Here is a 25,414-nt window from a genome sequence, read left to right on the forward strand (position 1 = left end):
CTTATTCCTCCATAGGTTGTACCTCGCCACGTTCCACACGGAAGAGGGCATAGTCATGATTCATAGCCAATAAGATCTCATCCAGATACTTCCGGTTCGTATCCGTAATAAAAATCTGCCCGAAGCCATTCTCGCTGACCAGTTTGATGATCTGCTCCACACGGCTAGCGTCCAGCTTATCGAAAATATCATCCAACAGCAAGATAGGTGTAGTCTGTCCCCGTTTATTTAGGAAAGCGAACTGAGCGAGTTTCAAGGCTATCAGATACGTCTTATTCTGTCCTTGCGAACCAACCCGGCGAATCAGGTACCCGCCCAACGTCATTTCCAGCTCATCCTTATGGATACCGGAAGAGGTATAGCCCAATATACGATCCCGTTCCCGGCTCATCGCCAATTTACCGGCAAGCTCCGTTTCCTCCAATTGCGAGATATAATGTAGCCCTACCTCCTCGGCAGAGCCGCAGATCGTCTGGTAGTACTCATTAAAGATCGGGGTAAAATCCTCCACCAGTTTTTTCCGCTTCTCGTAAACGATTTGGCCGTACATACCCAGCTGCATCTCCAATACCTCATAAAGAGAGGCATCCATGCTCTGATCTTTCAGCAACGTATTCCGTTGGAGCAACGCTTTATTATATTGGATAAGCGCATGCAGATAAGGCTTGTCCTGCTGCGAGATGATTAAGTCCAGAAAACGGCGTCGCTCATCGCTCCCCCCCCGGATCAAGTCGGCATCAGCCGGAGAGACCATGACCAACGGTAATAGGCCGATATGCTCGGACAGCTTGTCGTACTCCTTCTTATTCCGTTTGAACTGTTTGCGTTGCCTACGCCGCATGGCACAGAAAATCTCCTCCTCACGTCCCTCATAATCATAGTTACCCTGCACCACGCAAAGATCTTGATCATTGTTTATTATCTGGCTATCAGGCGTATTGACATGACTCTTGCAAAACGAGAGATAATGAATGGCATCCAATAGATTCGTCTTCCCCATCCCGTTATTGCCGAAAAAGCAATTCATCTTGGGCGAGAAAATAACCTCGGACTGAAGTATATTTTTGTAATTGAGAACAGAAAGCTTCTTTAGTATCATCTAAACCGTATTAATCGTACAAAATTAAAAAATATACTTCTAAGTATAGATTATATCAGCAAAAAAAACTACTTTTGCGCTTTGAATCGCCAACCGTATGGTATGGCTTAAAATCAGCGATAAAATTAATAAATAACTATAACACATTATGGCTACTAAAGAAAAGGACACCAACAAGGAGTTAGAAGTAGAAGAGATTGTCTCCAAATCGGAGCAATTCATTGAAAACAATTCAAAGAAGATTATTTACGGTATAATAGCTGTCGCACTCGTTGTTGGAGCTGTTTTGGGAATCAAGCATGGTTATTTAGTTCCTCAGGAGAAAAAAGCCGCCGCCGCCATGTTCAAGGGTGAGCAATACTTCGCCAGAGATTCTTTCGCCTTGGCTTTAAACGGCAATGGAGCTGACTATGAAGGTTTCGAGGCTATCATCGACCAATATGGAAGCACGGACGCCGGAAACTTGGCGAAAGCTTACGCAGGTATCTGCTACTACAAGATGGGCGATACGCAGAAAGCGATCGATTTATTGAAATCTTTCAGCGGAAAGGACCAAATGGTATCTCCGGCGGTTACAGGCTTGATCGGTGATTGCTACGTGAACATGGGTAATACGAAAGAAGGCATCAGCTATTTCGAGAAAGCCGCCAAGGAGGCCGACAATGAGGTAATCAGCCCGATTTACTTGAAGAAGGCCGGTATCGCTTACGAGAACTTGAAAGAGTATGACAAGGCTGTAAAGGCTTACACGACTATCAAGGATAAGTATTACACTTCCATGGAGGCATCCGATATCGATAAGTATATCACCCGTGCTTCGGCAGGAAAATAAATAAACAGTATATTATATAGTATAACAGAGGATGTCTCGGTCAAACAAGGCATCCTCTTCTTTTAAAGAGACAAGTATGGCTACAGCTTATCAGAATTTATCCGAGTACGATTTCAACAGCGTACCCGATGCTTCAGAGATGAACATCGGCATCGTAGTTGCGGAATGGAACAAGAACATTACCGAGAAGTTATTGGAAGGTGCTTGCAACACGCTTGAAAAGCACGGGGTGAAACCGGAGAACATCGTAGTTAAACGAGTTCCGGGAAGTTTTGAACTGACTTTTGGAGCCAAAAGATTGGCCGAGACTAAAGAATTAGACGCCGTGATCGTTCTGGGATGCGTCGTAAGAGGCGACACGCCACATTTTGATTACGTTTGTTCCGGCGTTACTCAAGGCATTACAGAATTGAATTTAATGTACGATATCCCTTTCATTTTCGGCCTGTTAACTACCGACACCATGCAGCAATCCGAGGATCGTGCGGGAGGTAGATATGGCAATAAAGGGGACGAGGCAGCGGTTACCGCAATAAAAATGGTAAATTTTTCTGCCTAAACGCTTGCAGGTTTCAAAATAAATCGTACCTTTGCACTGCAATTAAGAACAAGGGGGCAGTTACCAGAGTGGCCAAATGGGGCTGACTGTAACTCAGCTGGCTTTCGCCTTCGGTGGTTCGAATCCATCACTGCCCACCTTTTTAATTCGCAACATATTATTGCGGAAGTAGCTCAGTTGATAGAGCATTAGCCTTCCAAGCTGAGGGTCGCGGGTTTGAGCCCCGTCTTCCGCTCTAGGAAAAGAGGAAAATCGAAAGGTTTTCCTCTTTTTTTTATATCCTCGTATTACTATATATCCGGGATAATGTCTACTTTAGCCCCCAATACAACAAATAACAAAAAGAGAGATGAAGATGGTGAAAGGGATATACGTGTTGCTGACAATGTTCCTATTGATGGGATGCGCTACGGTAATGAATCCTTATAAAATGGACAACCGGATGCATAAGATAGAGCTAGGGATGACCAAGCAAAAGGTTATATCGATACTAGGAAAGGATTTTGAGTCGGCTGGCGCACGAATAACCCCGGACGGCCCCATAGAGAGTATCAGTTATAAGACGGTCACCATGACGATAGCCGACTACTCTGAAGGCTACTACATCCTAAGCTTCAAGAATGGGATACTGGTAGAATGGTTCAAGGAAAAGACACCGATCAATAACAATACAGCGAACTAAGGTCTCCTTTTAGGCTACTAAAAACAAATAAGGCAGATGCCTCTGGGCATCTGCCTTCATTCTTTTACGATTATAAACTTTCTTCGATACATGAATCCGGTTATGACTGACCGGCCTGCCGTGGTTTTCTAACTCGGCCTCACGACTGCCTTTCCGGTTAGCCTTTATGTACTCGACTAACGGATCTTGCTTTTTTCTCTTTGTCTTCATAGCTTTATTGCTTTTATATCGCTTTCACGAGCGCAAAGATACGAAAAGAATTCATTTCACCTCACTATCGTCCCAAGGGTATTTTCTTTTCGGATTTCTAGGGAACCAGCCTTTCTGCACACGCTCCTCCTGCTCGAAAATCTCCTTGATCGTCCAGAACGATGAGAAGGCGAATACGCCGCAAATAGCGGACATAAACACGCTGTCTATAAACAGGGAGGCTATCACTCCTAAAATCCCCAAGACAAGGAATATCCACCAGCATTTCGTCCCCCAATAATACTCGGCCTTCACGACTACCGGATGAAACAGACCGATAATCAAAAATGTAACGATACCGATCAACAACCCATCAAAATTTATCATATCCATATCTGAGTATTTATACTTATTACTATTATATGTAACAAATATACGAACAATATTCCACTTAACTGATCATTTCTTTCTATGAAGAGATAGAAGCCCCTATTCGCAATAATCGTCTCACAAAGATGAAACGATCTTTTCATATACGTAATACGATCTTTTCACCCTTGTGATACGATCTTTTCACATAGGTGAAAAGATTAAGAGATAAAGAAGCTTCCACTTAAAGTAGCACAAAAAAAGCCACATCCATTGTTAGTGGATATGGCTTCTATATTATTCTCAAATACAATCTTATTTGTTGCTTTCCTCCGCAGGTGTAGTAGTAGCGGGAGTTTCCTCTGCCGGAACTGCCGGTTGTTGCGCTGTACCAAAGTCCGGAGCGATCGTGTTAGGATCGATAGAGACAGCGTCGTTCACTTGTTGCTTGATCTCTGATTGAGCGGCATGCTCAGTTCTGGGGATAAATGCGGTAATCACGATACTCAGTACGATTACGGCACCCGCCAAACTCCAAGTAGCTTTCTCCAAAAAGTCTGTGGTCTTACGTACACCCATGATTTGGTTAGAAGAAGAGAATCCTGAAGCCAAACCTCCACCTTTCGAGTTCTGGATCAACACGATCAAGATTAATAGTATAGAGGCAATCAGGATTAAGATAGAAATAAATACGTACATCTTAGTTTTATTTTTTAGTGTTAATAATCAACTTTTCCAAAAATCTGATTTGGTCTGCAAAGTAAACATTTTTTTCTGGATATTTCAAGCTTAAGTTTTTAATAATTTGCAAAGCCTTATCATATCGCTTCTGTTTTATATAAATCCGGGCTAAAGTTTCCGTAAGGCACGAGTCTTCCAGCGATTTGGACTGTTCATCATCCAAATCTTTCACCGACTCTGGAGTCTCCGCACGGCTGGTTTCCTCACGGATTTCCAGCCCGCTACCCGGCATACGCTGTTGGTCATTTTTAATGAACGAATCGATCAAGTCGTGATGTCGAAGCCTATTCTCCGCATCCTCTCCAGATGGCTTCTCTTCTTCCTCTTTCGATAATGACCAAAACATATAATCTGACGATACCGATGGCTGGAACAGGAACGGGGCTTCTTTCTTAGGCTCCGGTTCCTCGTTACGGTTAGAGAGGAATGCGTCTATCAAGGAGAAAGTATCCTCTTTTCGCATATCCGGCTCATGCTCCACACGGGAGTTCAAGCCATATTTATCTCCCTCTATCAGTTGGAACAGCTTTTTCCGGTCCGGCAAGAATATCGCCATCTTCTCCAGCTCCGAGGTAAAACTCATATCATTTAATACGGCCAGATTCTTTAGATACAACATCCGTGCCACTTGAAAATACGGGTAATCCTCCACGATTCGTCGCAACTCAAGAAGAGTCCCCTCGGTCAATTCCGAAGGCTCCTCCATCAAACGATATAAATCCTCCGCCCTCATTCTACCAATTGGCAACCGTAGCGTTATAGATTTGGTCTACTATTTCCTCTATGATTTCCTCGCATAATGTTCCCTCTACCTGCTGCGGCATCAAGTTACTGTCGAACTCGCGGTAAGCGGAGAACGACTGCTCAAAATCCTCATCCGGGTTAACCCGGTTGGAGTAACGAACCCGCACCGTGATCGTCAACCTCGTCTGCGAGGCGATAGCATCCTCCTTCACGGCCATTGGAGCGAAATCGTAACCAGTGATCTCACCCTCCAACTCAAGGTCGCCATTGCTCGGAACCAGTTGCAGACGAGTCTGACGGATGTAAATATCCTTCAAATCCTCCGTAAACTGCGGCGCAAGGGTCGGATTCACGTAGGGAGCTTGGTTCGTGAAGTCACGAATCGTAATGGTCTTCACCTTCGTATAATCGATAGAGGCTCCATTAAACTTATAGGAAATAGAGCAAGCCGTAGCCAATACCGTCAAAAATGAGAGTATAAGCCAATTGGCTGCCGACAAACGTATGTTGACAATCTTCTTTAGCATATTTTTATTCCAAATTGTATTCCTTGATTTTTCGATATAACGTACGCTCCGATATCTTCAAGTCGGCTGCCGCGTTCTTCCGTCGCCCGTTATGCTTCTCCAGAGCCTTACGGATCATCTCCTTCTCCACCTCTTCCAAGGATAAAGTCTCCTCTTCCACATCCTCGGCATCTTGGATCGTCGGGTGCATGGCATGAACCGCCGCCGGATGGATCGGATGCGCATAAGGGGTATCGTCTGCCACCGTTGGCATCGGGATATTCCCTCCCATGATATCATGCACTAATTTCTTTAGCTCGTTCACGTCCTTTTTCATATCGAACAAGACTTGATAAAGGATCTCCCGCTCGCTGTTAAATATCTTTTGATCCGGATCTTGCTTCACCAATACCGGATATTTCTCAACGTTCACGTTCGGCAGATAAAGGTGCAGGACATCCGCCGTTATATCCCGTGTCTCCTCGATTACGGAGATACGTTCCGTGATGTTTTTCAATTCACGCACGTTACCCGGCCAACGGTAAGAAACCAATAATTGACGTGCTTCATCATCCAAGCGGATCGGCGGCATCCGGTATTTCTCGGCGCAATCACTGGCGAACTTACGAAATAATAAGACAATATCTTCCGGACGCTCCCGCAAGGGAGGCACTTGAATAGGCACCGTATTCAAACGATAGTACAAATCCTCCCGGAATTTACCTTCCGAAACCGCCTGCACTAAATTCACGTTCGTAGCGGCAACGATACGTACATTCGTCTTCTGTACCTTGGAGGAACCGACCTTGATAAACTCACCCGTCTCCAACACACGAAGCAAGCGTGCTTGCGTAGGAGTTGGCAGCTCTCCGACCTCATCCAAGAAGATCGTTCCACCGTCCGCTACCTCGAAATACCCTTTACGGTCGGCCAACGCCCCGGTAAAAGAACCTTTCTCGTGCCCGAAAAGCTCCGAGTCTATCGTCCCTTCCGGAATGGCGCCACAGTTTACGGCTATATATTGTCCATGCTTACGCTGACTGTTCTGGTGAATAATTTGCGGGAAAGTCTCCTTTCCTACTCCACTCTCTCCTGTAATAAGAACAGATAAGTCGGTTGGCGCTACCTGGAGCGCAACGTCGATCGCACGATTTAATCCCGGGTTATTACCAATAATCCCAAAACGCTGTTTTATCTGTTGTACATCAACCTTCATCACTCTTTCACTTTTAAAATCTGTAATTATTTCAGTTACTCTGCCAAAATTACAAATCTTAATTCAAACTACCACTATTGATAACAGATTCTATCGGTCGTTTCTTATTTTTTAGCACCATATGTACGTTTATACAAGAACTCGGCAAGATCCTTGTCTTCCGGGATGGCGGCGATCTCTTCCGGCGAGATAGGCTCACCGATATATACATCCGCTTTCTTTCCACGCTTATTGAAAGCCTCAGTAGGAATACGCAAGGTACGTATTTGCCAGCTGATATTCCCTAGCCAATAGAAAAAATGGGTATTTTGGAAATCAAAATAAACAGGGTATACCGGTGCTTTCGCCTTACGAACTAAGCGGATCACGCTATGCGCCCACGATAAATCCCGTACCTGTTTCTCTTTTTTATTATAAAATGAGATCGCTCCAGCAGGGAAGAAACCCATCGGATGACCTTCTTTCAGGCGTTGCAGGGATAGTCGCACGCCATTAACATTCGCCGGATTCGCCCCTCGCTTGTGGGAATCGGGCACCACGGATATGAAATTATCCTCCATCGCCCCGATCTTGGTCAAGATGCCGTTCACCATCACCTTAAAGTCCGGACGGCGGGAAGCGAAAATATCAATCAGCATGATTCCATCCAACGACCCGATCGGATGGTTGGAAACGGTAACAAAAGCCCCTTCCGGCAGATGATCTAAAATCTCCTTATTATGAACCTCATAGCTGAGATCGATAATGGGGTCATGCAATAAAGCGGAAGTAAACTCAGCGCCCCGTAAATGACAATTCCGGGCATGTACCTTATTAACCAGATCCACACGTAAGCACTTTATCAGCAACTTACCTAACCATGTCCCCACTCGCCCCTTGAAGAACGGGGCCATCTCTTGCAAATCGTAAATGTCAACAACACTCTTCTTCATACTTTATCCTAAAAACGAGGCACACATCTTCTCGTGTTTCCTCATCACTATCGCTAGTACGATGTTCAACACGATGATCTCGTATAGGTAATAAGCCCAGACCTGTCCCGTTAGTACGATCACAAACATAACCATCGTCCGGCCATTAAAGGTCAACAAGTCTATGTAACGCATTAAATGACGACTCTGTTTACGAAAGTCCACACGGATATTCTCCGGAATATTATCCCCATACTTCGCGTGCAAATTTTGTAACATACTCTGTAAGGTAGGCGTAGCCTTCACTTGCAACATCGTATACCAACGATATAAGAAGTAGAAAAACTTGTTAATGCCATACTTCATCTCCTTATGTTTCGCCTCCACCTGTTCCAAAGACTGAAACTCCGATCCTTTATCCTTACTGATAAAATAAAGGTGAAGCGTCTTATAATAATCCGTGATATTCGCTTGGACTAAATGAGACAGACCGGATAAGACCGCCAAGGCAAAGAACCAATCCGTACCGTAATCATGAGACAAACGAAGAGCGAATCCGATATAGATCGAAGCGAACCAGATATCCCCGGCGAATCCGTCCAAGATACGCCCGATAGCGGACTTGATCCCTGTAAGACGTGCCAGCTGCCCATCCACGCAGTCGAGGATATTGGCAAATACCAACAATAATATACCACAGATATTATATGTCAAATTATCGTGATAAAACATAAATCCGACCGCCGCACCCACGAAGATCGAGATAACCGTAATCATATTCGGGGTAATCCCCGTGCCTCGCAACATACGAGCAATACGAAATCCTATCGGACGATAAAAAATTCGGTCTATCTTATTTTCTGTTTCTATCGACTTTAACGATGCTTCGTATTCCTTATCCAACTCGCTCATTTGTTTCTTATTTATACGAGTAACCGCCATCCACAACGACTACCTCGCCATTAAAATAACTATTCTCTATCAACATTTTATAAACTTCCGCCAATTCATCCGGGTCGCAGAACCGTCCCAAAGAGACCTTGTTCTCTATATTCCGACGGATCTCGGCAGGCTTTGTTTTCTGCCATTCCGTATCGACAAAACCGGGAGCCACGGCATTCACACGCAGTTCATAGGGAACTAAGAACTTCACCATGTTTTTGACCAGCGCATGCACCGCGCTTTTCGTCACCCCATATGCCAAGGATACCGAATGAGGCTGTATTCCCATCAAGGAACCCGTAAACACGATACTTCCCCCCTTATTAATCCGTCCAACAATCTTCTGTAAAAGGAAGACCGGGAAATGGATATTAGCAAAGAAAACCCGTTCCCAATCCTCGAATGAAAGTTCCTCAAAAGGATCCCGACAGGTCATTCCCGCATTGAACACAAGGCCGTCCAAACGTAGCCTATTCTCCTCCAAGAAAGAATCGATAACCCCGATCGTATTCCGATCCGAGATATCGGCCCGCAGAATAGAAACCTGTATATCGAAACGCCCCACCAACTCGCTACGTACCTCCTCGGCCGCCGCTTGGTCGGAAGCATAAGTCAGTATAAGGTTATATCCGGCCTTTCCTAAACAGGACGCTACCGCCTTTCCTATCCCTTTTGTCCCACCGGTAATTAAAATAAATTTATCCATGAAACTGATCGTTATTTAGCGGCAGATCCTTTCACTGTTTCCGGCTTCGCCTGACGTTGGGTTGTCAGATTCGCCTCATAAGAATCATGTATCGTTTTTTTCAGATTCGAGGAGGAAACCCCCGTTCCGTAAGGGAAATAAAATACCTGAACGCCTAAATCCTTCAGATAGTCGTACTTTCCGAACCAGTCATCACCTACCACGAAAGCGTCGATATTCAGCTTCTTCACGATTTCCGTATGATCCAAGGAATGTTGTGGAATAACGATATCGGGAGTCTTCAACGCCTCGATGATCTGCAAACGTTCATGGAACGGAATGATCGGCTTCGCTTTATAAGAAGAGACCAACTCATCTGTACTAACCCCGACGATCAATATATCCGCCAAACTACGGGCGTAATTGATCATCCTAAGATGATTATAATGGAACATATCAAACGTCCCGGATGTATATACTATCGTTTTGTCTTTAAACATAATCGTAATTTTCGTTTTAAACCGCAAACTTACGCAAACTTTTCCTATCTTAAAAGTTTAAAACCAAAAAGCGTCCCACGCCCCATACAAAAATGTCATGTCAATAACATCCATTCGTTATTAACATGACATTTTATGTATTTATTGAAACTTGTCAGGAAAGATCTACTATAATCCGTCCGTATCGTCCTCTTTCGTCAAGTCCAGTTTCTCATTATCCCCCCCCCTATCGAAATATTGCTTACGCAACGGATTGACGGTAGCCTCTTGATAACGCAACCGGTTCCGGAAGATATCCAACGCCGCATATAAGGCTTGGCGGAACGACTCTTCCGAAGCCACGTTCTGCCCGGCTATGTCATAAGCTGTTCCGTGTGCCGGAGAAGTCCGTACGATCGGCAATCCTGCCGTATAGTTCACCCCGTCATCCATCGCCAACGTCTTGAAAGGAGCGAGCCCTTGATCATGATACATCGCTAAGACACCATCAAATTTATCATACATCTGCGAACCAAAGAAACCGTCAGCCGCATAAGGGCCAAATGACATTACGCCTTTTTTCTCCGCCTCTTGCATTGCCGGTATGATAATCGTCTCCTCTTCCGTACCCAGCAATCCGGCATCACCGGCATGAGGGTTTAAGGAAAGAACCGCGATACGTGGCTTCACAATACCGAAGTCTTGCTTTAACGACTGATTGAAAATACGCAGCTTATTCACGATATCGCCCACGTTGATGGAAGACGCAACTTGCGACAATGGAATATGCCCCGTCACCAAAGCGACACGAAGATCATCTTTCATCAAGATCATCAAGGCTTTTTTATCCAAGCCACCGAAGCATTTCTCCAAATACTCAGTATGCCCGGGAAAATGAAAATCCTCGTTCTGGATATTATGTTTATTGATCGGGGCGGTAAGCAGTACATCCACTACTCCCCGCTTCATATCCGTAACTGCCGCTTCCAACGCCTTGAAAGCCGACTCACCGGCAACCGGCGTAGATTTCGACAACTCCACCTTGGTCTCGTCCTCCACGCAGTTAATAATGTTCACCCGGTTTACTCCCGCATCCTCCGCATGTGAAATAATATTCATATTGATAGGAGGAAGCTCCAATGCCTTCCGGTGATAAGCGGCTATCTTGGACGAGCCATAGATAATCGGCGTGCAAAGCTCCGCCATGCGGGTATCGGAAAAGGTCTTTAATATTACCTCATAGCCGATACCATTTATATCTCCGTGGGTGATCCCCACTTTAATCAGTCGTTCTTCCATATATTTTGTTTGTTTATTACTTTTTCTCTTTTGGGATATCTAATGTCTCAGTTACCGGTTCATCAAATTCACCCGGCAAACGTAACGTAAATAAGGCAGCTTCTATTCTACGCATGAAATTACGCTTGTCTGTCTCCGGAGCATACACAAATCCCTCGGCTACAACCACACGATGATTCTTTTCATCCAAGCGGGTGTGGCTTACGAACGGGCCTCCCATCATATCGCCTTGCATTCTCCACAAACCGCGCATCACGCCGCAATATTTACCATTTAAGGTTATTGGCGTATACTCCACTCCCGCACGCGTTTCTGTTTGCATATAGGAACCCGGGAACGAACCCGGCAGATTCGCCTTCAATACAGAATCTCGTTTAGCGACCAGATATTCCTCCGTAAACGTATTCGGATCAGTATAAGGGAAAGTATATACGATTAAGTCCATACGGCCTGTGTTAGCGTTATTGGAAGACCAGAAGAAATCTGTCGTATCCTTATAGTACGTGAAGTTTGCCGGAGCGTTTAACATCACGTTCAGGTCGCTTTTCAGGTTATCCATAACCACCATACTATATTCCTTTTGTAATTGCTCTATCGCACGATTCATCTCCACCTTTACGAAGAAATCGACCAACGCCTTCTCATGGGTCTTTGAATACTCGACGATCGACTCCGTATTAGGAGCTTTCAGCGAAACAACCACCTGCCCTCTAGCCCAGACATTATTCTCGTAGCCTACAGAAACTTTCGTATAAGCGGTGGGGTCTATCGTAACCACTAATATATTCCTTACATACCGTAACAGACCTGTAAAATCCTTTGGTTGTACGTAGGTAATCTTCAAAGAAGGCTCGGCTTGCGGAAGTCCGGGCACCGAAGAGGCCAACTCAGACTTTATGGCTTCTCCCGCAGGGCCTTTCCAATCCTTTTGATCCATAACCACGACAACCTCATATGCGAAGCCCGTAGCTTGAGTCATCACAGAACCTGAATTACATGCTCCCATCAAAACAAGAAGCAGCAACATACCGATGAATAAAGAACGTGTTTTCATACCTGTGTGTTTTATATTATACAAATGTAACATTTTTCGCGGTAGAAAGCATTCCACAAGCGGCGAAAATATCCTCCCCACGTGACGCCCTTATCGTACATACAACTCCTTTGGCGTTTAAGAAATCCCGAAACGCCTCCATTTTAACGATATCGGAAGTCTCTAAAGACACATTCGGTATCGCATGAAAACGGATCAAGTTTACCCGACAAGGAATTCCACCTAATAAACAACTCAAAGCTTCGGCATGTTTCAAGCTATCGTTCAAATTTTTAAAAACAATGTACTCAAAAGAGACACGTCGTTGATGCGAAAAATCATATTGTTTGATTAAATCGATCACCTCCCTCGCTGGGAATGCCTTTTCAACCGGCATCAAGGAAAGACGTTCCATAGGATAGGGCGAGTGCAGACTTACGGCCAGATGACATTCGCTCTCCTCTAAAAAGCGTTTCAAGCCTTTCGTCACACCGATGGTTGAAACCGTGATACGCTTCGGGCTCCACGCATATCCATACGAGGCCGTGAGTATTTCCAAAACCTTGAAAAGCTCGTCTACGTTATCCAGTGGCTCCCCCATTCCCATGAAAACGATATTCGTCAATGAATCGTTTTCCGGCAAGGACTGGATCTGGTTCAATATCTGGTTCGCTGTCAGGTTTGCCGTGAAACCTTGTTTTCCCGTCATACAAAACAAGCAATTCATTTTGCATCCGACTTGAGAAGAGACGCAAAGAGTCGCCCGATCATCCGTAGGAATATAAACAGACTCAACAAAACGCCCCGGTCCGGCAGCATATAGATATTTGATCGTACCGTCTTTCGACTTTTGATACTCAGATGGCGGATAAGCCCCGATCTCGAATGAATCCTCCAATAAAGCACGTTTGGCAACCGCTATATTCGTCATCTCCGAAATCCGGGTTATTTTCTTTTTATAAATCCAATCGGCCATTTGCTTAGCCGCATATGCGGGAAGACCCACCTCAGACGCTACACCTTTCAGTTCCTCCAAGGTCATCCCTAATAATTGTCTTTTGTCAACCATGCTATCGATATTTTCTTATTCGCGAAAGTACGAGAAATATTCCACAAAATAAAGATCCCCTGTTTTGCCGTCAAAATAAATATATCTTGACGACAAAACAGGGGATCTTTTTTATCTTAAGTATAAATACTCTTTATTAATAGAAACGGATACGGTTGTCTTCCACCTTAGCGTTGTTGACCATAGATTGGATAGCTTGGAATCCTACACGATACGCGTTCGAAGCATCCAACGCACGGATTTCCTCAGCCTCGTTGAACTCCTTACCATCTTTATTTCTTGCGTATACCTTGAACACATATACACCGTTGTTACCTTTAACCGGAGCACTTACTTGGTCAACTTGAGCCATAGAAACCATAGCGTTCAAGTTCGGTTCGATACCGATACCAGCGATACGGCGAGTACCAAAGTTCACGAACTTTACAGAGTCAACAGAAGAACCCATCGTTTCAGCATATGCCTCAACTGAAGTTAAATTCTTAGCAGCCAATTCCTGAGCGATCTTATCGCCTTTCTTCTGGGCAGCCAATTCAGCTCTCAAAGCCGGAGCAACCATATCAACCGGACGATACCCCTCGGAAATACTTCCTTCTACAGCAGCCACGACAAATTTATCACTACACTCGAAGATCTCAGAGATAGAACCTTTATCGTTCTGGAACGCCCAACGAATTACCGGACGTGAATTCTTGATAGAACCTAACAACTGATCATCTGTAGTAACCGTTGCACCTGAAATCAAGTTATAACCGGCTTCCTTCGCATTCTCCTCCAATTTAGCCATAGAGTTGTTCTTCGATACGAACTGATTCAACTCATTGTAGATGTTGCTATAGGTCTTAGAGCTAGGAGATACAGTCATGTCGATATCTGCGATCTTATATTTTTCAACATTTCCTGTTTTCTCTGTTACTTTTACAAGGTGAGTACCATATAAAGATTTCACAACCGCTACCTCATTCAATGGAGTTGAGAAGACAGCCTTCTTAAAATCATCATTCACACCTCTCAAAGCGGTAACCTCTGTAAACCAACCTAGTTCACCACCATTCTCGGCGGCTTGGTCTGCTGAGTATTTCTTAGCTAATTCAGCAAAATTAGCGCCACCTTTCAACGCCCCCATCAAGCTATCAGCCAAAGCTGTTGTCTCAGCCTCAGATTTACCGGCCAACATGATGTGGCTAACTTTTACTGAGTCCGGAGCGACCGTCTTATCGACTAGCTTAAACATTCTGTATTTGTCATTCTCGAATACAGGACCATAAACAGCGCCAACCTCAGAAGTCGTAGCGAATTGTTTCATCTCCGGATCCAAAGCCTTCTCCGTGAAGAAAGCGTCAACATAAGGAACCTCAGAGTTCTCGTTTACTACATCAGCCACTCTTTCAGACGTAGCCAGCTCCTCTTTCAAGCTCTCGATCTCGGCCTGTGCCTTATCATAATCCTCTTTACTCGGACGGATATCTACGGCGATATATTTAATTACCTTAGATTCTTTTTGTTTATAAAGCTCCTTGCGTTGGTTATACAATTTCTCGATCTCGCTCTTGCTTACCTCAATCGTTGAATCCGGAATCGTAGCATATGATTGCATAGCGTAAATGATATCCGAATTCTCGGCATTATCATTATAAGCTTCCTTAGCGTCCAATGAATTCGCGGAAATAGCCTTGCTCAATAATGTCGTATATTTTTGCTCCAAACGTTGACGTTTGATGTTCTTCTCCCAGAACAACCAGAAGTTCTTAGCTTGAATCAGCTGTGCCTGTTGATCTGCCGGATAGCTAGCGATATTATCGGAATCGATTTGTTTCAAGAAATTCAACAAAGCGGCCTTATCAAAAGCACCAGTCTGAGGATTCGTAAACATTTGCATTTGTTGGATCAACGGAGAGATATTCTCACCTTGAACCATATCAAACAATTCTTCCGGACTTACTCCCATACCTAATTTAGCAGTAGCCTCGTCCAACACGACCTCTTGTACCATCGCATCGAATACGGACTGGCGAATCTGTGTCATATATTCCTCGGGCAGGCTGGCTGAACCGGATTGCATCTTATACATCTCGGCCATCTCATCAACGCGACCTTGATAATCTTGAATTTTTACAACCTCTCCATCAATCTCGGCGATCCGTTCCTGTGATTGCCTAAAATAAGTAGAACCAGAGTTTAAAAAGTCTCCAATGATAAAAGCGAACAATGCCAAACCCACCACGAGTACCAGCAGTCCTGCTTTGCTTCTAATTTTTTCCAGCGTAGCCATTTATCTTTATTATTTTTTAAAGTTTATTATTTCACATTTTAAGGGCACAAAGATATGAAAAAAAGGAAATTCCACAGCATATAATCCTTTTTTTTATCAAATCCCTACTTTCATACGTACAAGTTCGATCTTCGTAGCCGTTACTTTGATTATCTTAAACGAATATTTATCGATCTGGACAGTCTCGTTCAATTTCGGGAATTTTTGATAGAAGTGCAAGATAAAACCGGCGATGGTGACATAATCATCCGACTCCGGAAGATCCAACCCGAACATTTCGTTCAAGGTATCAATCTCCATCCTACCCGACAGCAAATACTCATTGTCCGATACTTTTTTAGCCACATGCGACTTCATATCGTGCTCGTCCTCAATCTCTCCGAAAATCTCCTCCACCAAATCCTCAAGTGTCACGATACCCGACGTACCGCCAAACTCATCCACGACAACAGCCAAGCTCTTCTTCTCTTGCATCAGCAGTTTCATCAGTTTATTCGCCGCCATCGTCTCCGGAACGATCGATACGCTACGGATATGCTGGGTCCAATCCTCCGGATTCTTGAAAAGCTCGGAAGAATGGATATACCCGATAATATCGTCAATATTCTCGTTATACACCAATATCTTCGAAAGTCCTGTCTCGATAAACTTAGAACGCAATTCCTCTATCGTAGCCGACGTATCACAGGCTACAATCTCCGTCCGGGGCACGATACAATCCCTCAAACGGACATTCGAGAAATCTAAGGCATTCTGGAAAATCTTAACCTCCGTATCCATATCCGAATTTTGAGGTGCATCTTCCAGACTTTGCTGTATAAAATAATCCAAGTCTACCTTGCCTAATGCCTGAGGTGAACTTTTCAAGTTCTTCACGCCCCCTAACTTCAAAATCAAAAAAGATAGCAGGGATGAGAACTTGGAGACCGGATACAGGATGATATATATGATAAATAATGGTATCGCAAATATATTGAGTGATAAATTAGGATTCAACTTAAATATGGTCTTGGGAATAAACTCCCCGGCAAACAAAATCAAGATCGTAGATATCACGGATTGGATAAAAACGATCAATGCCTCATTCGCAACCACCTTGGCTATAAACGGCTCCAATACGATTGCCATCTGAAGACCATAAACGACCAACGCAATATTATTTCCTACCAACATGGTAGAGATAAACAAATTTGGATTACGATAGAAAACACCCAGTATCTTACTGGATAGACTACGTTCCTTCTTATCCAGCTCGAAACGAAGCTTATTGGAGGAGATAAAAGCGATCTCCATCCCGGAAAAGAATGCGGAAAATGCGAGGGAAATTAAAATATAAGTCAGCGTCCCCACCTTAATTACTTTTTATTGAATCTATTTGTGACACATCTACCCGGGCACTATCCCCCTGAGCTGTCCGTGTCGTATCGGCCGGAGCATCGCTCACCGGGAAAATACCCTGTGAGTTAAATATCTTATACTGAGTCATATCTTGGTTCGACTCAAAACCTATACCTGTTATGATCTTATCTTCTTGCTCGATACGCATAAACTTATCAGAATAAACCTTCTCTTGCTTCTGGTCCCAGAACAATTGGGAAGTCTCAAAATGCTCCCCTTGCAGACTTTCCACCTCTACATTACCGATCAGCTCCCAAAGCCCTTTTTTATCATAATAATAGGCTGTATCCGCCTTAATACTCGCTTCTGTCTGGAATAAGGTATCGAACTTCTCCACGTAGATCCCCTCAGGGAAATACCAATGGGGTTCCGCCGCCTTCCCATAAATCTGCCACTCTTTCGCTTTCAAGCGATATCTCGTGATACCAGAATCGGAGATCAAGGATGACACATCCGTAGCCTTCATCGTATAAGTCTTGTCCGGGTCAAACTCAACATCAACCACCTCCTTATGCTCCTTACTGCAAGAGGCAGAAAACAAAAGAAGCATAACAACCACCACGAAGGTAGTTGTTATGCCCATATTTTCCGTTTTACAATGAAAACGATTTCCTATCATAATTACCGAATCGTTGTACGCTCTCCGATCCAACCACCGACAGTGAAAGGTTTGCCCTTCTCCAAATCCGGGTGCATGAAGATCTCCTCCGTAGAAGGAAGGTGAGCACGATAAGATGATATCAAAGTATTAGCCTCTTCAGCAACACTCGGATCTACCTGTTTCGCTTTCTCAAATTTATCGATAGCGGCATTATAAGCAGCTCTTGCCAGTACTCCGTCGTTCGGGAAAACAGACTTGGAAGTAGCGGCATACATCTTACCGATCAATAAATAGGCATTGCCATAATTAGGATTTGCCTCCAAAGCTTTCTGGCAATATTGTCTAGCCTTTGAATAAGCATTTTGCTCAAACAGCAACAATGCGATCATATAATAATCATCAGCTTTTGAAGTCGCGTCCGTTTCTAAATTTGCGGCCTCATCAAAGTATTTAATAGCCGTATCATAATCCTTTATCTTAACGGCTTTCTTTCCTAGCCCAACAGCTGCCTCGGCACTAGGTTCTTGACGATAAGCATAGTCTGATGCCAAAAAGTAAGCCTCGATTTCTTGGCAACCTGTTCTTCTCAACAAGGATATAGTCTCTTTCAAATAAGGTAAGTTGTCCTTATTCTCCTCGATCTTAGCAGCATACAAATTCTGCAAAGTCTCGCAATCGGCAGCACCACTATTCGCAAAGGCATTATCAACACCACTCTTATATGCGGTCAAGGCATTCACTTCTTTTTGATTGTTTGCAGCCTGCGCAGCTTTTAATTGAGCATCCAAGCCACCAGAAACCTTCAAATAATCTTGAATATACTGTTCTTTGAAGTTCGGATCGTTAACCATTTTCTTCATAGAAGAGAAACTAAACAAGGAGAGACCTAGAGCCTCCGTATCAGCACCTTTCTCATCAACGATCTCCTTCAACCAAGTATAGGCCTGATTATAGTCGGCATTATCGCCAGTTTGCGCTAAATAATCTTGCACTTTTCGAGCAACGATCCAGTCTTTTCCATACCGGCGATCATTTCCAAAATATTTCACACGCTTGTCGTAAACTCCCATCAAATCATCAATAAGAGCTTTCTTCTTAGCGGGATCTTTCTCTTGGGCGATCTTCCAGCCCATAATTTTCACACCGTACAAATAGATATCTTTTGTAGCGGCAGGACACTCATCGTACACGATCTTCCAGAAATCAAAGGCGTCTTTGAAGTTTCCGGCTTTCGCATAAGGAACGAACAAGCTGATATTGGTAATACAACGCACGCTATCCTCACCGGAACCGAACTGTGTACCATTATCTACTCCTTTCTGCGCATAAGCGCCTAACGTACCCATAGTACATCCAAGCGCTAGTAATAAAACTTTGATCTTCATATCTCTTTCTATTAAAGTTAGCTATAATATTTATATTCCTTCAAAAAAGTATCATACTCATTAGACCCTTTCGGCCATTCCCGGTTTAATCCACTTTTCGTTTAAAAAACCATAATTCGTTAAATGTATAGTTCACCGTAAACCGGAAATACTGCTCATCAATCATTGTACGTAATTCCGGACGGATCTTCACGTATTCAAATGACAGGTTCACTAATGAACGGTTATCGATCAATGGAAGCCCAAAACCGACACTCGCCCCATATTCATTATAACCATGTCCTTTATAACCATTCTCCTCGGAGCGACTGACTCTTAAGTACGAATTGCTATAATGAAAACCGGCACGGTATCTGATACGCCCCAAATAATTACGATTATCATAACGAGGAATAAACTCGGCACCAGCCGCCACACGTGTACGATTCTTGAATTGGCCTTTCTCGTTATCAAAATAAGCGTTCGCCCAGTCCTCATACAAGAAATCAGCGGCTAACGTCAACCGGTTCTCCTTCACATAAGAGATACCTGCTCCGTAAGAATTCGGCATATCAAACCGATAATCCTTAATCGTATCATTCCTCGTATATCCAGATGTAGAAGACAAAGAGCCAACAGTCTGAATATCATACACAGTCGTATTCAACTTCTTTCCGGGAGAGTAGACGAAACCTACCGTGACATGCTCCGTCTTACTCAAAGGATGCGTATATTGAATACCAAAATCTAACTTTAAATCACGAATCTCATAACGTTGGTTTCTATACACATTGTCCGCCCCTGTCGAGCTGGGAAAAATCAAGTTACGGGAATGTGTAATATTTCCAAATAAAAATCCGGCGTTTACACCAATGGAAAGACGCTTCTTCCAAATATCATAGGAGAGCCCTAAATAGGCATCGCTTAAGCCACCTTCGCCACTAAAGCTTTCTCCCCAACTTAAACCGCCCTCGGTACGGCTCTCGCCGAAATCATATCCTACATATGAATAAGGTAATAAACCAATACTCATCGCTAAACGCCGGGTGATCGGAAATTGCATGGCGATATACTCCACGTTTCCATTCATCTGTCGTTGCTTGTTCGTACCGTCATAGAACCAAGACACCTGACCGGACGCACCAAAATCAAAAAGGAATGTCAACGAGTCCATGCAACTATAAGATGCTGGATTTAATGGATTTATCTGTTTAGAGGACCTTAATCCATAACCGACTCCACCCATCGCCCTTCCGGCACCAAAAGATCGATCCGCCAACTCTCCATATCCAAATCGCGTATAAGGCGAGTTCGTGTTATTTTGAGCCCACAATGGCAATTGTGTAAAGATAAGAAAACTTATTATTACTACCTTATTAATTTTCAACATTATACTCTAAGATTCTGTTTAATCCTGTCAACACTAAATTAATGTCTGCAAAGATGGAGTTTTTTAGCCGTCTTTCAAAATAAAACGAATGACCGCCTGTTAAAAAAACCAAAAGATCCGGATATTTTACTTTCAGCTCGTCAATATATCCGTCCATCTCGTAAACAATCCCATTCACCACACCCGCTTGGATAGCCGTTTCCGTACTTCTCCCGATAAGCGGTATATCATCCTCTTCCGTTACCAAAGGCAGCTTCTTCGTAAACTGGTTCAACGCTCGAAAACGAGTAGTCATCCCCGGAGAGATATTCCCCCCCAGAAAGATACCCGGCGCTTCTATCACCTCATACGTGATAGCGGTACCGGCATCGATAACCAGCAGATTTTTTCCCGGCCGCAAATAATTCGCCCCCACGACAGCGGCCAAACGGTCCTTGCCTAGCGTTTTCGGCGTCCCATATTCCACCTTGATCGGTAAAGCTACATGTTCATCCAGAAAGACAAAACGCTGAAGCTTATTTTTTAGATAAGCGATCAACTCATCGTCCGTATCTATCACCGTCGATAAAATGCCTTGCGTAAAAGCGTACTTCTCAAAAAGAGCAGCGACCACAGATACACCGAATTGCTTGTATACAAAAGAAGCCTCTATATGCCCATTTTTATACACAGCGACCTTTGATGACGTGTTACCTTGTTCTATAATAAGATTCACTTCTCTGATATTTTCCGCAAAGAAAAACAAAAATGATGAAATAACACGCAAAAACATCGTATAACCTCTAAAATTCTTCTTGAACAAAAAGGATCGCATCTCTGTTTGAAGAAAAATCTAAATAAAAAACAAGTTATGAATTACGGGATTAGTGTCTTATTCAGGGCGATTCCATTGCTAATGGCCCTCTTTTGTTTCGGTTATGGATTTTTTGTCTTTAACTATGGAGTGGACTCCAGCAGATTCGTCGCCGGACCTGTCGTATTCTCTCTTGGCTTTATTTGTATAGCTTTGTTCGCTACGGCAGCGACCATTATTCGTCAAATTATCCATACATATAATAATGTAGCCAGATTCGCTTTGCCTATCCTTGGATATCTCTCGGCAACCATCACTTTTCTGGCGGGCTTTATCTTACTCATGTCCTCACCGACGCCAGCAGACTTTGTCGCGGGCCATGTCATTTGCGGGGTGGGCCTTATAACTGCATGCGTAGCGACAACGGCTACCGCCTCTACCCGATTCACCTTAATACAAATGAACGCCAAAAGCGACGATCCCAGAATACCAGACAAAGCGTTCAACTTTTGGCAGGGGGTATTCTTGATCCTTGTAGCATCATTTATATCCATAGTCGCATGGATTTGGGCTTACCGGTTGCTAGCGCATAGCGACGAGCATTCCCAATACTTTGTCGCCGGGCACGTGATGGCCGGACTAGCATGTATTTGCAGCAGCTTAATCGCTTTAGTCGCCACGATCGCCCGACAAATAAGAAACACATATTCCCGATTGGAAAAAAGGCTATGGCACCGTTTTGTCATCCTGATGGGATCTATCAGTCTGATATGGGGTCTCTTCGTATTAGGAGATAGCGACCCGGCTAATGCCTCAACCGGATATATCATGATCGGCCTTGGATTAGTTTGCTATAGTATCTCCAGCAAGGTGATCTTGCTGTCTAAAATATGGAGGGAAGAATTCAAGCTTGCCAACCGAATTCCATTGATTCCTATATTCACGGCTTTATTCTGCCTTTTCCTCTCCGCTTTCCTTTTCGAGATGGCGGCCGAGCATAGTTATTATGCCATTCCCGCACGGGTATTGGCCGGACTGGGAGCGATCTGCTTTACGTTGTTCTCCATCGTCAGCATATTGGAAAGCGGAACCTCTTCCAAGTAAACTGTTTTTTCATCGTGATGAAAATACTTTTTCTTCACGGTGAAAATACTTTTTCTTCATGATGAAAATGTTTTTTCCTCACAATGAAAAGATCAACATTCTTTGATAAACCATCGGCCACAATACATAAAACATTCTTTAACACTACCAAAAGCATAAGGTTTTCAATTCTTTATAAACAATTATCATCCCAAGAGTAAGAAAACGCTTGCAAAGTAAAAAATAATATCTACTTTTGCACCCGGGTAAGTCCTACACGGCATGCTCCCACGGAATCCCCCAGGGCTTGACCGCAGCAAGGGTACTTGGTTGTAGCGGCGCGATGTAGTAAGCTTACCCACCTGCCTCTTTAGCTCAGTTGGCCAGAGCACGTGATTTGTAATCTCGGGGTCGTTGGTTCGAATCCGACAAGAGGCTCAGATAAAACACAACTTAAAAGGAAGCTTATACGTAGGCTTCCTTTTTTCTATTTTAGACATAATATAGTTGCGCATTTGCATTAATATATTAACTTTGCTGATAAGAATTCAAAACAGCAACATCATGGAAGAGAATAAGAATTTACTTTTAAAAGGCGCTATGACTTATGGTTTGGCCATGGGTATATATTGGGTAGTGAAATACATCTTTTTCATCTTCAGCGTTTCCGTCCCCTCCTTGAGTCTTGTCTATTGGCTATTGACGCTCGCCGTCCCTTTCATCGCCTACTACATGACGAAAAGATATCGGCACGACATCGGTGGAAGGATCAGTTTCTTTCATGCATGGAGATTCGGCACGATGTTGTATTTTTTCGCCGCATTGATCGTCTCGCTTGAATACTTTGTCTTTTATCAGTTCATCGCCCCACCTGATTTCGTGGCAAATGCGATCGGGCAATTAACGACTGCATTAAAAGATAGCCAAGTTAGCTCGGATATGCTCGACTCGCTCAGCAATATTCGCATCTCGCCAATCCATATGGCCATACAAGGAATATTTAATAACGTATTTTACGGCATCATACTTTCTATACCGGTAGCGGCTCTCTTGTGCAGGAACAATTCGACTGGTTCCATCACTGAAAACCGCTAAAAAGTTAATTACAGACAAATAATGGACATATCAGTTGTTATCCCGTTGTATAACGAAGCCGAGTCTTTACCCGAGTTATTCTCGTGGATAGAGCGGGTGATGAAAGAACATAATTATACCTACGAAGTCATTTTCGTGAATGACGGTAGTACGGATAATTCTTGGGAAGTGATCGAGGAGTTGAAACAACGTTCTCCACATATCCGGGGAATCAAGTTCCGTCGCAACTACGGCAAGTCGCCGGGATTGCACTGCGGATTCCAGCGGGCTAAAGGTGACGTAGTCATTACCATGGACGCCGATCTACAGGACAGCCCGGATGAGATACCCGAACTTTACCGGATGATCACCGAAGACGGGTATGATCTGGTATCCGGTTGGAAAAAGAAAAGATATGACCCGTTGTCTAAGACGATCCCCACGAAATTATTCAACGCAACAGCTCGTAAATTCTCGGGAATAAAGAACTTACACGATTTCAATTGCGGATTGAAAGCGTATAAGAATGTTGTCATTAAAAATATAGAGGTGTATAACGATATGCACCGTTACATACCTTATTTAGCTAAGATTGCCGGATTTCACAAGATTGGCGAGAAAGTAGTGAAACATCAAGCCCGCAAGTACGGAACTACTAAATTCGGGTTGGATCGCTTCGTGAACGGTTATCTTGATTTGATCACGCTTTGGTTTACTTCCAAATTCGGAAAGAAACCGATGCACTTCTTCGGTTTATGGGGAAGCGCTATGTTCTTCATTGGTTTTATCGCTCTAGTAATCGTACTCAGCATGAAATTGATCTCGATGTACTCTGGAGATCTAAGACCTTTGGTTACAAGTTCCCCTTATTTCTATATTTCATTGACAGCGATGATTCTGGGAACCCAGATGTTCCTAGCGGGCTTTATCGGGGAGTTGATTTCCCGCAATTCTCCGAATCGCAATAACTATAAAATAGAGGATGAGATATGAGTTTCCTAGAATTAGCGAGAAAACGTTGCTCTATCCGAAAGTATGCCCCCAAAAACGTAGAGCAAGAAAAGATTGATTATATCCTAGAAGCAGCTCGTTTGGCCCCTTCGGCGGTAAATTATCAACCTTGGTATTTTGTATGGGTTCAAAGTGCGGAAGGAAAAGCTAAATTACAAGAATGCTATCCCCGGGAATGGTTCAAGCAAGCGCCTTATTACTTGATCGTTTGCGGAGATCATCAGCAATCTTGGAAACGGGGCGATCATAAGGATCATATGGATATCGATACGGCTATCGCTACGGAACACATTTGTTTAGCCGCTACCGAACAAGGATTGGGAACTTGTTGGGTTTGCAATTTCGACACGGAGCTTTGCCGTAAACATTTTAAAATTCCGGAAACGATCGAGCCTGTTGTATTGATACCGTTCGGCTATCCTTCCGACCCGGCATTATTCGATGAGACTCCAAAGAAACGTAAGCCCATAGAAGAAATTATTAAACGGGAATCATTCTAGTATGTTATACATTGAAGTTCTGCTACTAGCGATCGGCTTATCCATGGATAGCCTAGCAGTATCAGTTACCGGCGGCGCAGTTCTTAAGAACAACTGCACCGCCGGTAATATTATTAAGATAGCGAGCGTGCTCGGTATATTCCAAGCCGGAATGACCGTGATCGGTTATACGATGGGATTAGGATTCGAAAAATACATTTGCGCCTTCGACCATTGGATCGCATTTACCCTCTTGCTTTACTTAGGTGGAAAAATGATATACGATAGCACGAAGGAAGAGGAGGAAGACGGGAAATTCGATCCTCTATGTAACCGGACATTATGCGGATTGGGAATAGCGACAAGTATCGATGCCCTCGCCGTAGGAATCTCTCTGGCGATCTTAAAATCACCGCTCTTGCTGCAAGCCTCGACTATCGGTGTTGTCACCTTCGCTATCTCTGCCTTCGGTGTCTATTTCGGTAACCGATTCGGCAAGAGAATCGACTTGAAGCTGGACCTCATCGGAGGTTTAATCTTAATCGGTATCGGTACAAAGATTTTGATAGAGCATGTATTCTTTAGCTAGGGATA

General features: G+C 43.8%; 28 protein-coding genes and 3 tRNA genes. 11 read left to right on the forward strand and 20 right to left on the reverse strand.

Annotated elements, in window-relative coordinates:
* Position 1 precedes the first annotated feature (1 nt).
* Positions 2–1,099, reverse strand: coding sequence for a DNA replication/repair protein RecF (locus tag DWY79_RS01115; protein WP_122368712.1), 1,098 nt, complete (start codon positions 1,097–1,099; stop codon positions 2–4).
* A 148-nt stretch (positions 1,100–1,247) separates the two neighbouring features.
* Between DWY79_RS01115 and DWY79_RS01120 the strand changes: the two genes are divergently transcribed.
* The 5 genes from DWY79_RS01120 to DWY79_RS01140 all read left to right on the forward strand — a co-directional run bounded on the left by DWY79_RS01120 (position 1,248) and on the right by DWY79_RS01140 (position 3,172).
* The gene (locus tag DWY79_RS01120; RefSeq protein ID WP_009276541.1) at positions 1,248–1,931 is read left to right on the forward strand and encodes a tetratricopeptide repeat protein; all 684 of its coding nucleotides are present in this window, start codon (positions 1,248–1,250) and stop codon (positions 1,929–1,931) included.
* Positions 1,932–2,007: 76 nt separating this feature from the next.
* Positions 2,008–2,490, forward strand: a complete 483-nt coding sequence (gene ribH, locus DWY79_RS01125) for a 6,7-dimethyl-8-ribityllumazine synthase (protein WP_008774114.1) — start codon at positions 2,008–2,010, stop codon at positions 2,488–2,490.
* A 54-nt stretch (positions 2,491–2,544) separates the two neighbouring features.
* Positions 2,545–2,627 (forward strand) — tRNA-Tyr (locus tag DWY79_RS01130).
* 25 nt (positions 2,628–2,652) lie between these two features.
* Positions 2,653–2,725, forward strand: a tRNA-Gly gene (locus DWY79_RS01135).
* Positions 2,726–2,839: 114 nt separating this feature from the next.
* On the forward strand, positions 2,840–3,172 hold the full coding sequence (locus tag DWY79_RS01140; RefSeq protein WP_008774115.1) for a hypothetical protein: 333 nt from the start codon (positions 2,840–2,842) through the stop codon (positions 3,170–3,172).
* A 9-nt stretch (positions 3,173–3,181) separates the two neighbouring features.
* Here DWY79_RS01140 and DWY79_RS01145 read toward each other — a convergent pair whose 3' ends face one another.
* From DWY79_RS01145 to DWY79_RS01235, 19 genes are all read right to left on the reverse strand, one after another.
* On the reverse strand, positions 3,182–3,382 hold the full coding sequence (locus DWY79_RS01145; protein WP_005861590.1) for a hypothetical protein: 201 nt from the start codon (positions 3,380–3,382) through the stop codon (positions 3,182–3,184).
* Positions 3,383–3,433: 51 nt separating this feature from the next.
* On the reverse strand, positions 3,434–3,754 hold the full coding sequence (locus DWY79_RS01150; protein WP_122368713.1) for a DUF4491 family protein: 321 nt from the start codon (positions 3,752–3,754) through the stop codon (positions 3,434–3,436).
* Positions 3,755–4,045: 291 nt separating this feature from the next.
* On the reverse strand, positions 4,046–4,429 hold the full coding sequence (secG, locus tag DWY79_RS01155; protein ID WP_022192885.1) for a preprotein translocase subunit SecG: 384 nt from the start codon (positions 4,427–4,429) through the stop codon (positions 4,046–4,048).
* Between the two features lie 7 nt (positions 4,430–4,436).
* On the reverse strand, positions 4,437–5,204 hold the full coding sequence (locus DWY79_RS01160; protein WP_022192884.1) for a hypothetical protein: 768 nt from the start codon (positions 5,202–5,204) through the stop codon (positions 4,437–4,439).
* A 1-nt stretch (position 5,205) separates the two neighbouring features.
* Positions 5,206–5,742, reverse strand: coding sequence for an LptE family protein (locus DWY79_RS01165; RefSeq protein WP_005861582.1), 537 nt, complete (start codon positions 5,740–5,742; stop codon positions 5,206–5,208).
* Between the two features lie 4 nt (positions 5,743–5,746).
* Positions 5,747–6,937, reverse strand: coding sequence for a sigma-54-dependent Fis family transcriptional regulator (locus DWY79_RS01170; protein ID WP_087880726.1), 1,191 nt, complete (start codon positions 6,935–6,937; stop codon positions 5,747–5,749).
* A 104-nt stretch (positions 6,938–7,041) separates the two neighbouring features.
* Complete coding sequence (locus DWY79_RS01175) at positions 7,042–7,869, reverse strand: lysophospholipid acyltransferase family protein (RefSeq protein ID WP_005861578.1); 828 nt, start codon at positions 7,867–7,869, stop codon at positions 7,042–7,044.
* Between the two features lie 3 nt (positions 7,870–7,872).
* Entirely contained in the window at positions 7,873–8,760 is an 888-nt protein-coding gene (locus tag DWY79_RS01180) for a CDP-alcohol phosphatidyltransferase family protein (protein WP_005861576.1), read from the reverse strand.
* Positions 8,761–8,767: 7 nt separating this feature from the next.
* A complete protein-coding gene (locus DWY79_RS01185) occupies positions 8,768–9,496 on the reverse strand; it encodes an SDR family NAD(P)-dependent oxidoreductase (RefSeq protein ID WP_005865829.1) in 729 nt (242 codons plus the stop codon).
* 11 nt (positions 9,497–9,507) lie between these two features.
* On the reverse strand, positions 9,508–9,975 hold the full coding sequence (locus tag DWY79_RS01190; RefSeq protein ID WP_005861572.1) for an adenylyltransferase/cytidyltransferase family protein: 468 nt from the start codon (positions 9,973–9,975) through the stop codon (positions 9,508–9,510).
* A 168-nt stretch (positions 9,976–10,143) separates the two neighbouring features.
* The gene (gene pdxA, locus DWY79_RS01195) at positions 10,144–11,253 is read right to left on the reverse strand and encodes a 4-hydroxythreonine-4-phosphate dehydrogenase PdxA (RefSeq protein WP_122368714.1); all 1,110 of its coding nucleotides are present in this window, start codon (positions 11,251–11,253) and stop codon (positions 10,144–10,146) included.
* A gap of 16 nt (positions 11,254–11,269) precedes the next feature.
* Positions 11,270–12,307 (reverse strand): DUF4837 family protein, encoded by a 1,038-nt coding sequence (locus DWY79_RS01200; protein WP_008774122.1) that lies wholly within the window; start codon positions 12,305–12,307, stop codon positions 11,270–11,272.
* Between the two features lie 16 nt (positions 12,308–12,323).
* A complete protein-coding gene (gene rlmN, locus DWY79_RS01205; RefSeq protein WP_048928010.1) occupies positions 12,324–13,355 on the reverse strand; it encodes a 23S rRNA (adenine(2503)-C(2))-methyltransferase RlmN in 1,032 nt (343 codons plus the stop codon).
* 136 nt (positions 13,356–13,491) lie between these two features.
* The gene (locus DWY79_RS01210) at positions 13,492–15,627 is read right to left on the reverse strand and encodes a SurA N-terminal domain-containing protein (protein WP_005861564.1); all 2,136 of its coding nucleotides are present in this window, start codon (positions 15,625–15,627) and stop codon (positions 13,492–13,494) included.
* 96 nt (positions 15,628–15,723) lie between these two features.
* Positions 15,724–16,977 carry a hemolysin family protein gene (locus DWY79_RS01215; protein WP_121961620.1) on the reverse strand — a complete coding sequence of 418 codons (1,254 nt, stop codon included), beginning with the start codon at positions 16,975–16,977 and terminating at the stop codon, positions 15,724–15,726.
* 1 nt (position 16,978) lies between these two features.
* The gene (lptC, locus tag DWY79_RS01220; protein WP_008774124.1) at positions 16,979–17,644 is read right to left on the reverse strand and encodes an LPS export ABC transporter periplasmic protein LptC; all 666 of its coding nucleotides are present in this window, start codon (positions 17,642–17,644) and stop codon (positions 16,979–16,981) included.
* Between the two features lie 2 nt (positions 17,645–17,646).
* Positions 17,647–19,011 (reverse strand): lipopolysaccharide assembly protein LapB, encoded by a 1,365-nt coding sequence (locus DWY79_RS01225; RefSeq protein WP_121961293.1) that lies wholly within the window; start codon positions 19,009–19,011, stop codon positions 17,647–17,649.
* Positions 19,012–19,096: 85 nt separating this feature from the next.
* Positions 19,097–20,380, reverse strand: coding sequence for a hypothetical protein (locus DWY79_RS01230; protein ID WP_121961294.1), 1,284 nt, complete (start codon positions 20,378–20,380; stop codon positions 19,097–19,099).
* Positions 20,367–21,194, reverse strand: coding sequence for a type III pantothenate kinase (locus tag DWY79_RS01235; RefSeq protein ID WP_122368715.1), 828 nt, complete (start codon positions 21,192–21,194; stop codon positions 20,367–20,369). Before DWY79_RS01235 ends, DWY79_RS01230 begins: the two co-directional genes overlap by 14 nt.
* A 36-nt stretch (positions 21,195–21,230) precedes the next feature.
* Here DWY79_RS01235 and DWY79_RS01240 point away from each other — a divergent pair, with 36 nt between their 5' ends.
* The 6 genes from DWY79_RS01240 (at position 21,231) to DWY79_RS01270 (ending at position 25,409) form a co-directional block, all read left to right on the forward strand.
* Positions 21,231–22,277, forward strand: coding sequence for a DUF2776 domain-containing protein (locus tag DWY79_RS01240; protein WP_121961617.1), 1,047 nt, complete (start codon positions 21,231–21,233; stop codon positions 22,275–22,277).
* Positions 22,278–22,620: 343 nt separating this feature from the next.
* Positions 22,621–22,694, forward strand: a tRNA-Thr gene (locus DWY79_RS01250).
* Between the two features lie 126 nt (positions 22,695–22,820).
* The gene (locus tag DWY79_RS01255) at positions 22,821–23,351 is read left to right on the forward strand and encodes a DUF4199 domain-containing protein (protein ID WP_008774125.1); all 531 of its coding nucleotides are present in this window, start codon (positions 22,821–22,823) and stop codon (positions 23,349–23,351) included.
* 21 nt (positions 23,352–23,372) lie between these two features.
* Positions 23,373–24,323, forward strand: a complete 951-nt coding sequence (locus tag DWY79_RS01260) for a glycosyltransferase family 2 protein (RefSeq protein WP_005865808.1) — start codon at positions 23,373–23,375, stop codon at positions 24,321–24,323.
* Positions 24,320–24,841, forward strand: coding sequence for a nitroreductase family protein (locus DWY79_RS01265; RefSeq protein WP_121961616.1), 522 nt, complete (start codon positions 24,320–24,322; stop codon positions 24,839–24,841). Before DWY79_RS01260 ends, DWY79_RS01265 begins: the two co-directional genes overlap by 4 nt.
* Before the next feature lies 1 nt (position 24,842).
* Positions 24,843–25,409 carry a manganese efflux pump MntP family protein gene (locus tag DWY79_RS01270; RefSeq protein ID WP_008774127.1) on the forward strand — a complete coding sequence of 189 codons (567 nt, stop codon included), beginning with the start codon at positions 24,843–24,845 and terminating at the stop codon, positions 25,407–25,409.
* The last annotated feature ends 5 nt before the right edge of the window (positions 25,410–25,414 follow it).

This window comes from Parabacteroides sp. AF27-14 (genome assembly GCF_003635425.1).
In the GTDB taxonomy this organism is placed as follows: domain Bacteria; phylum Bacteroidota; class Bacteroidia; order Bacteroidales; family Tannerellaceae; genus Parabacteroides; species Parabacteroides distasonis.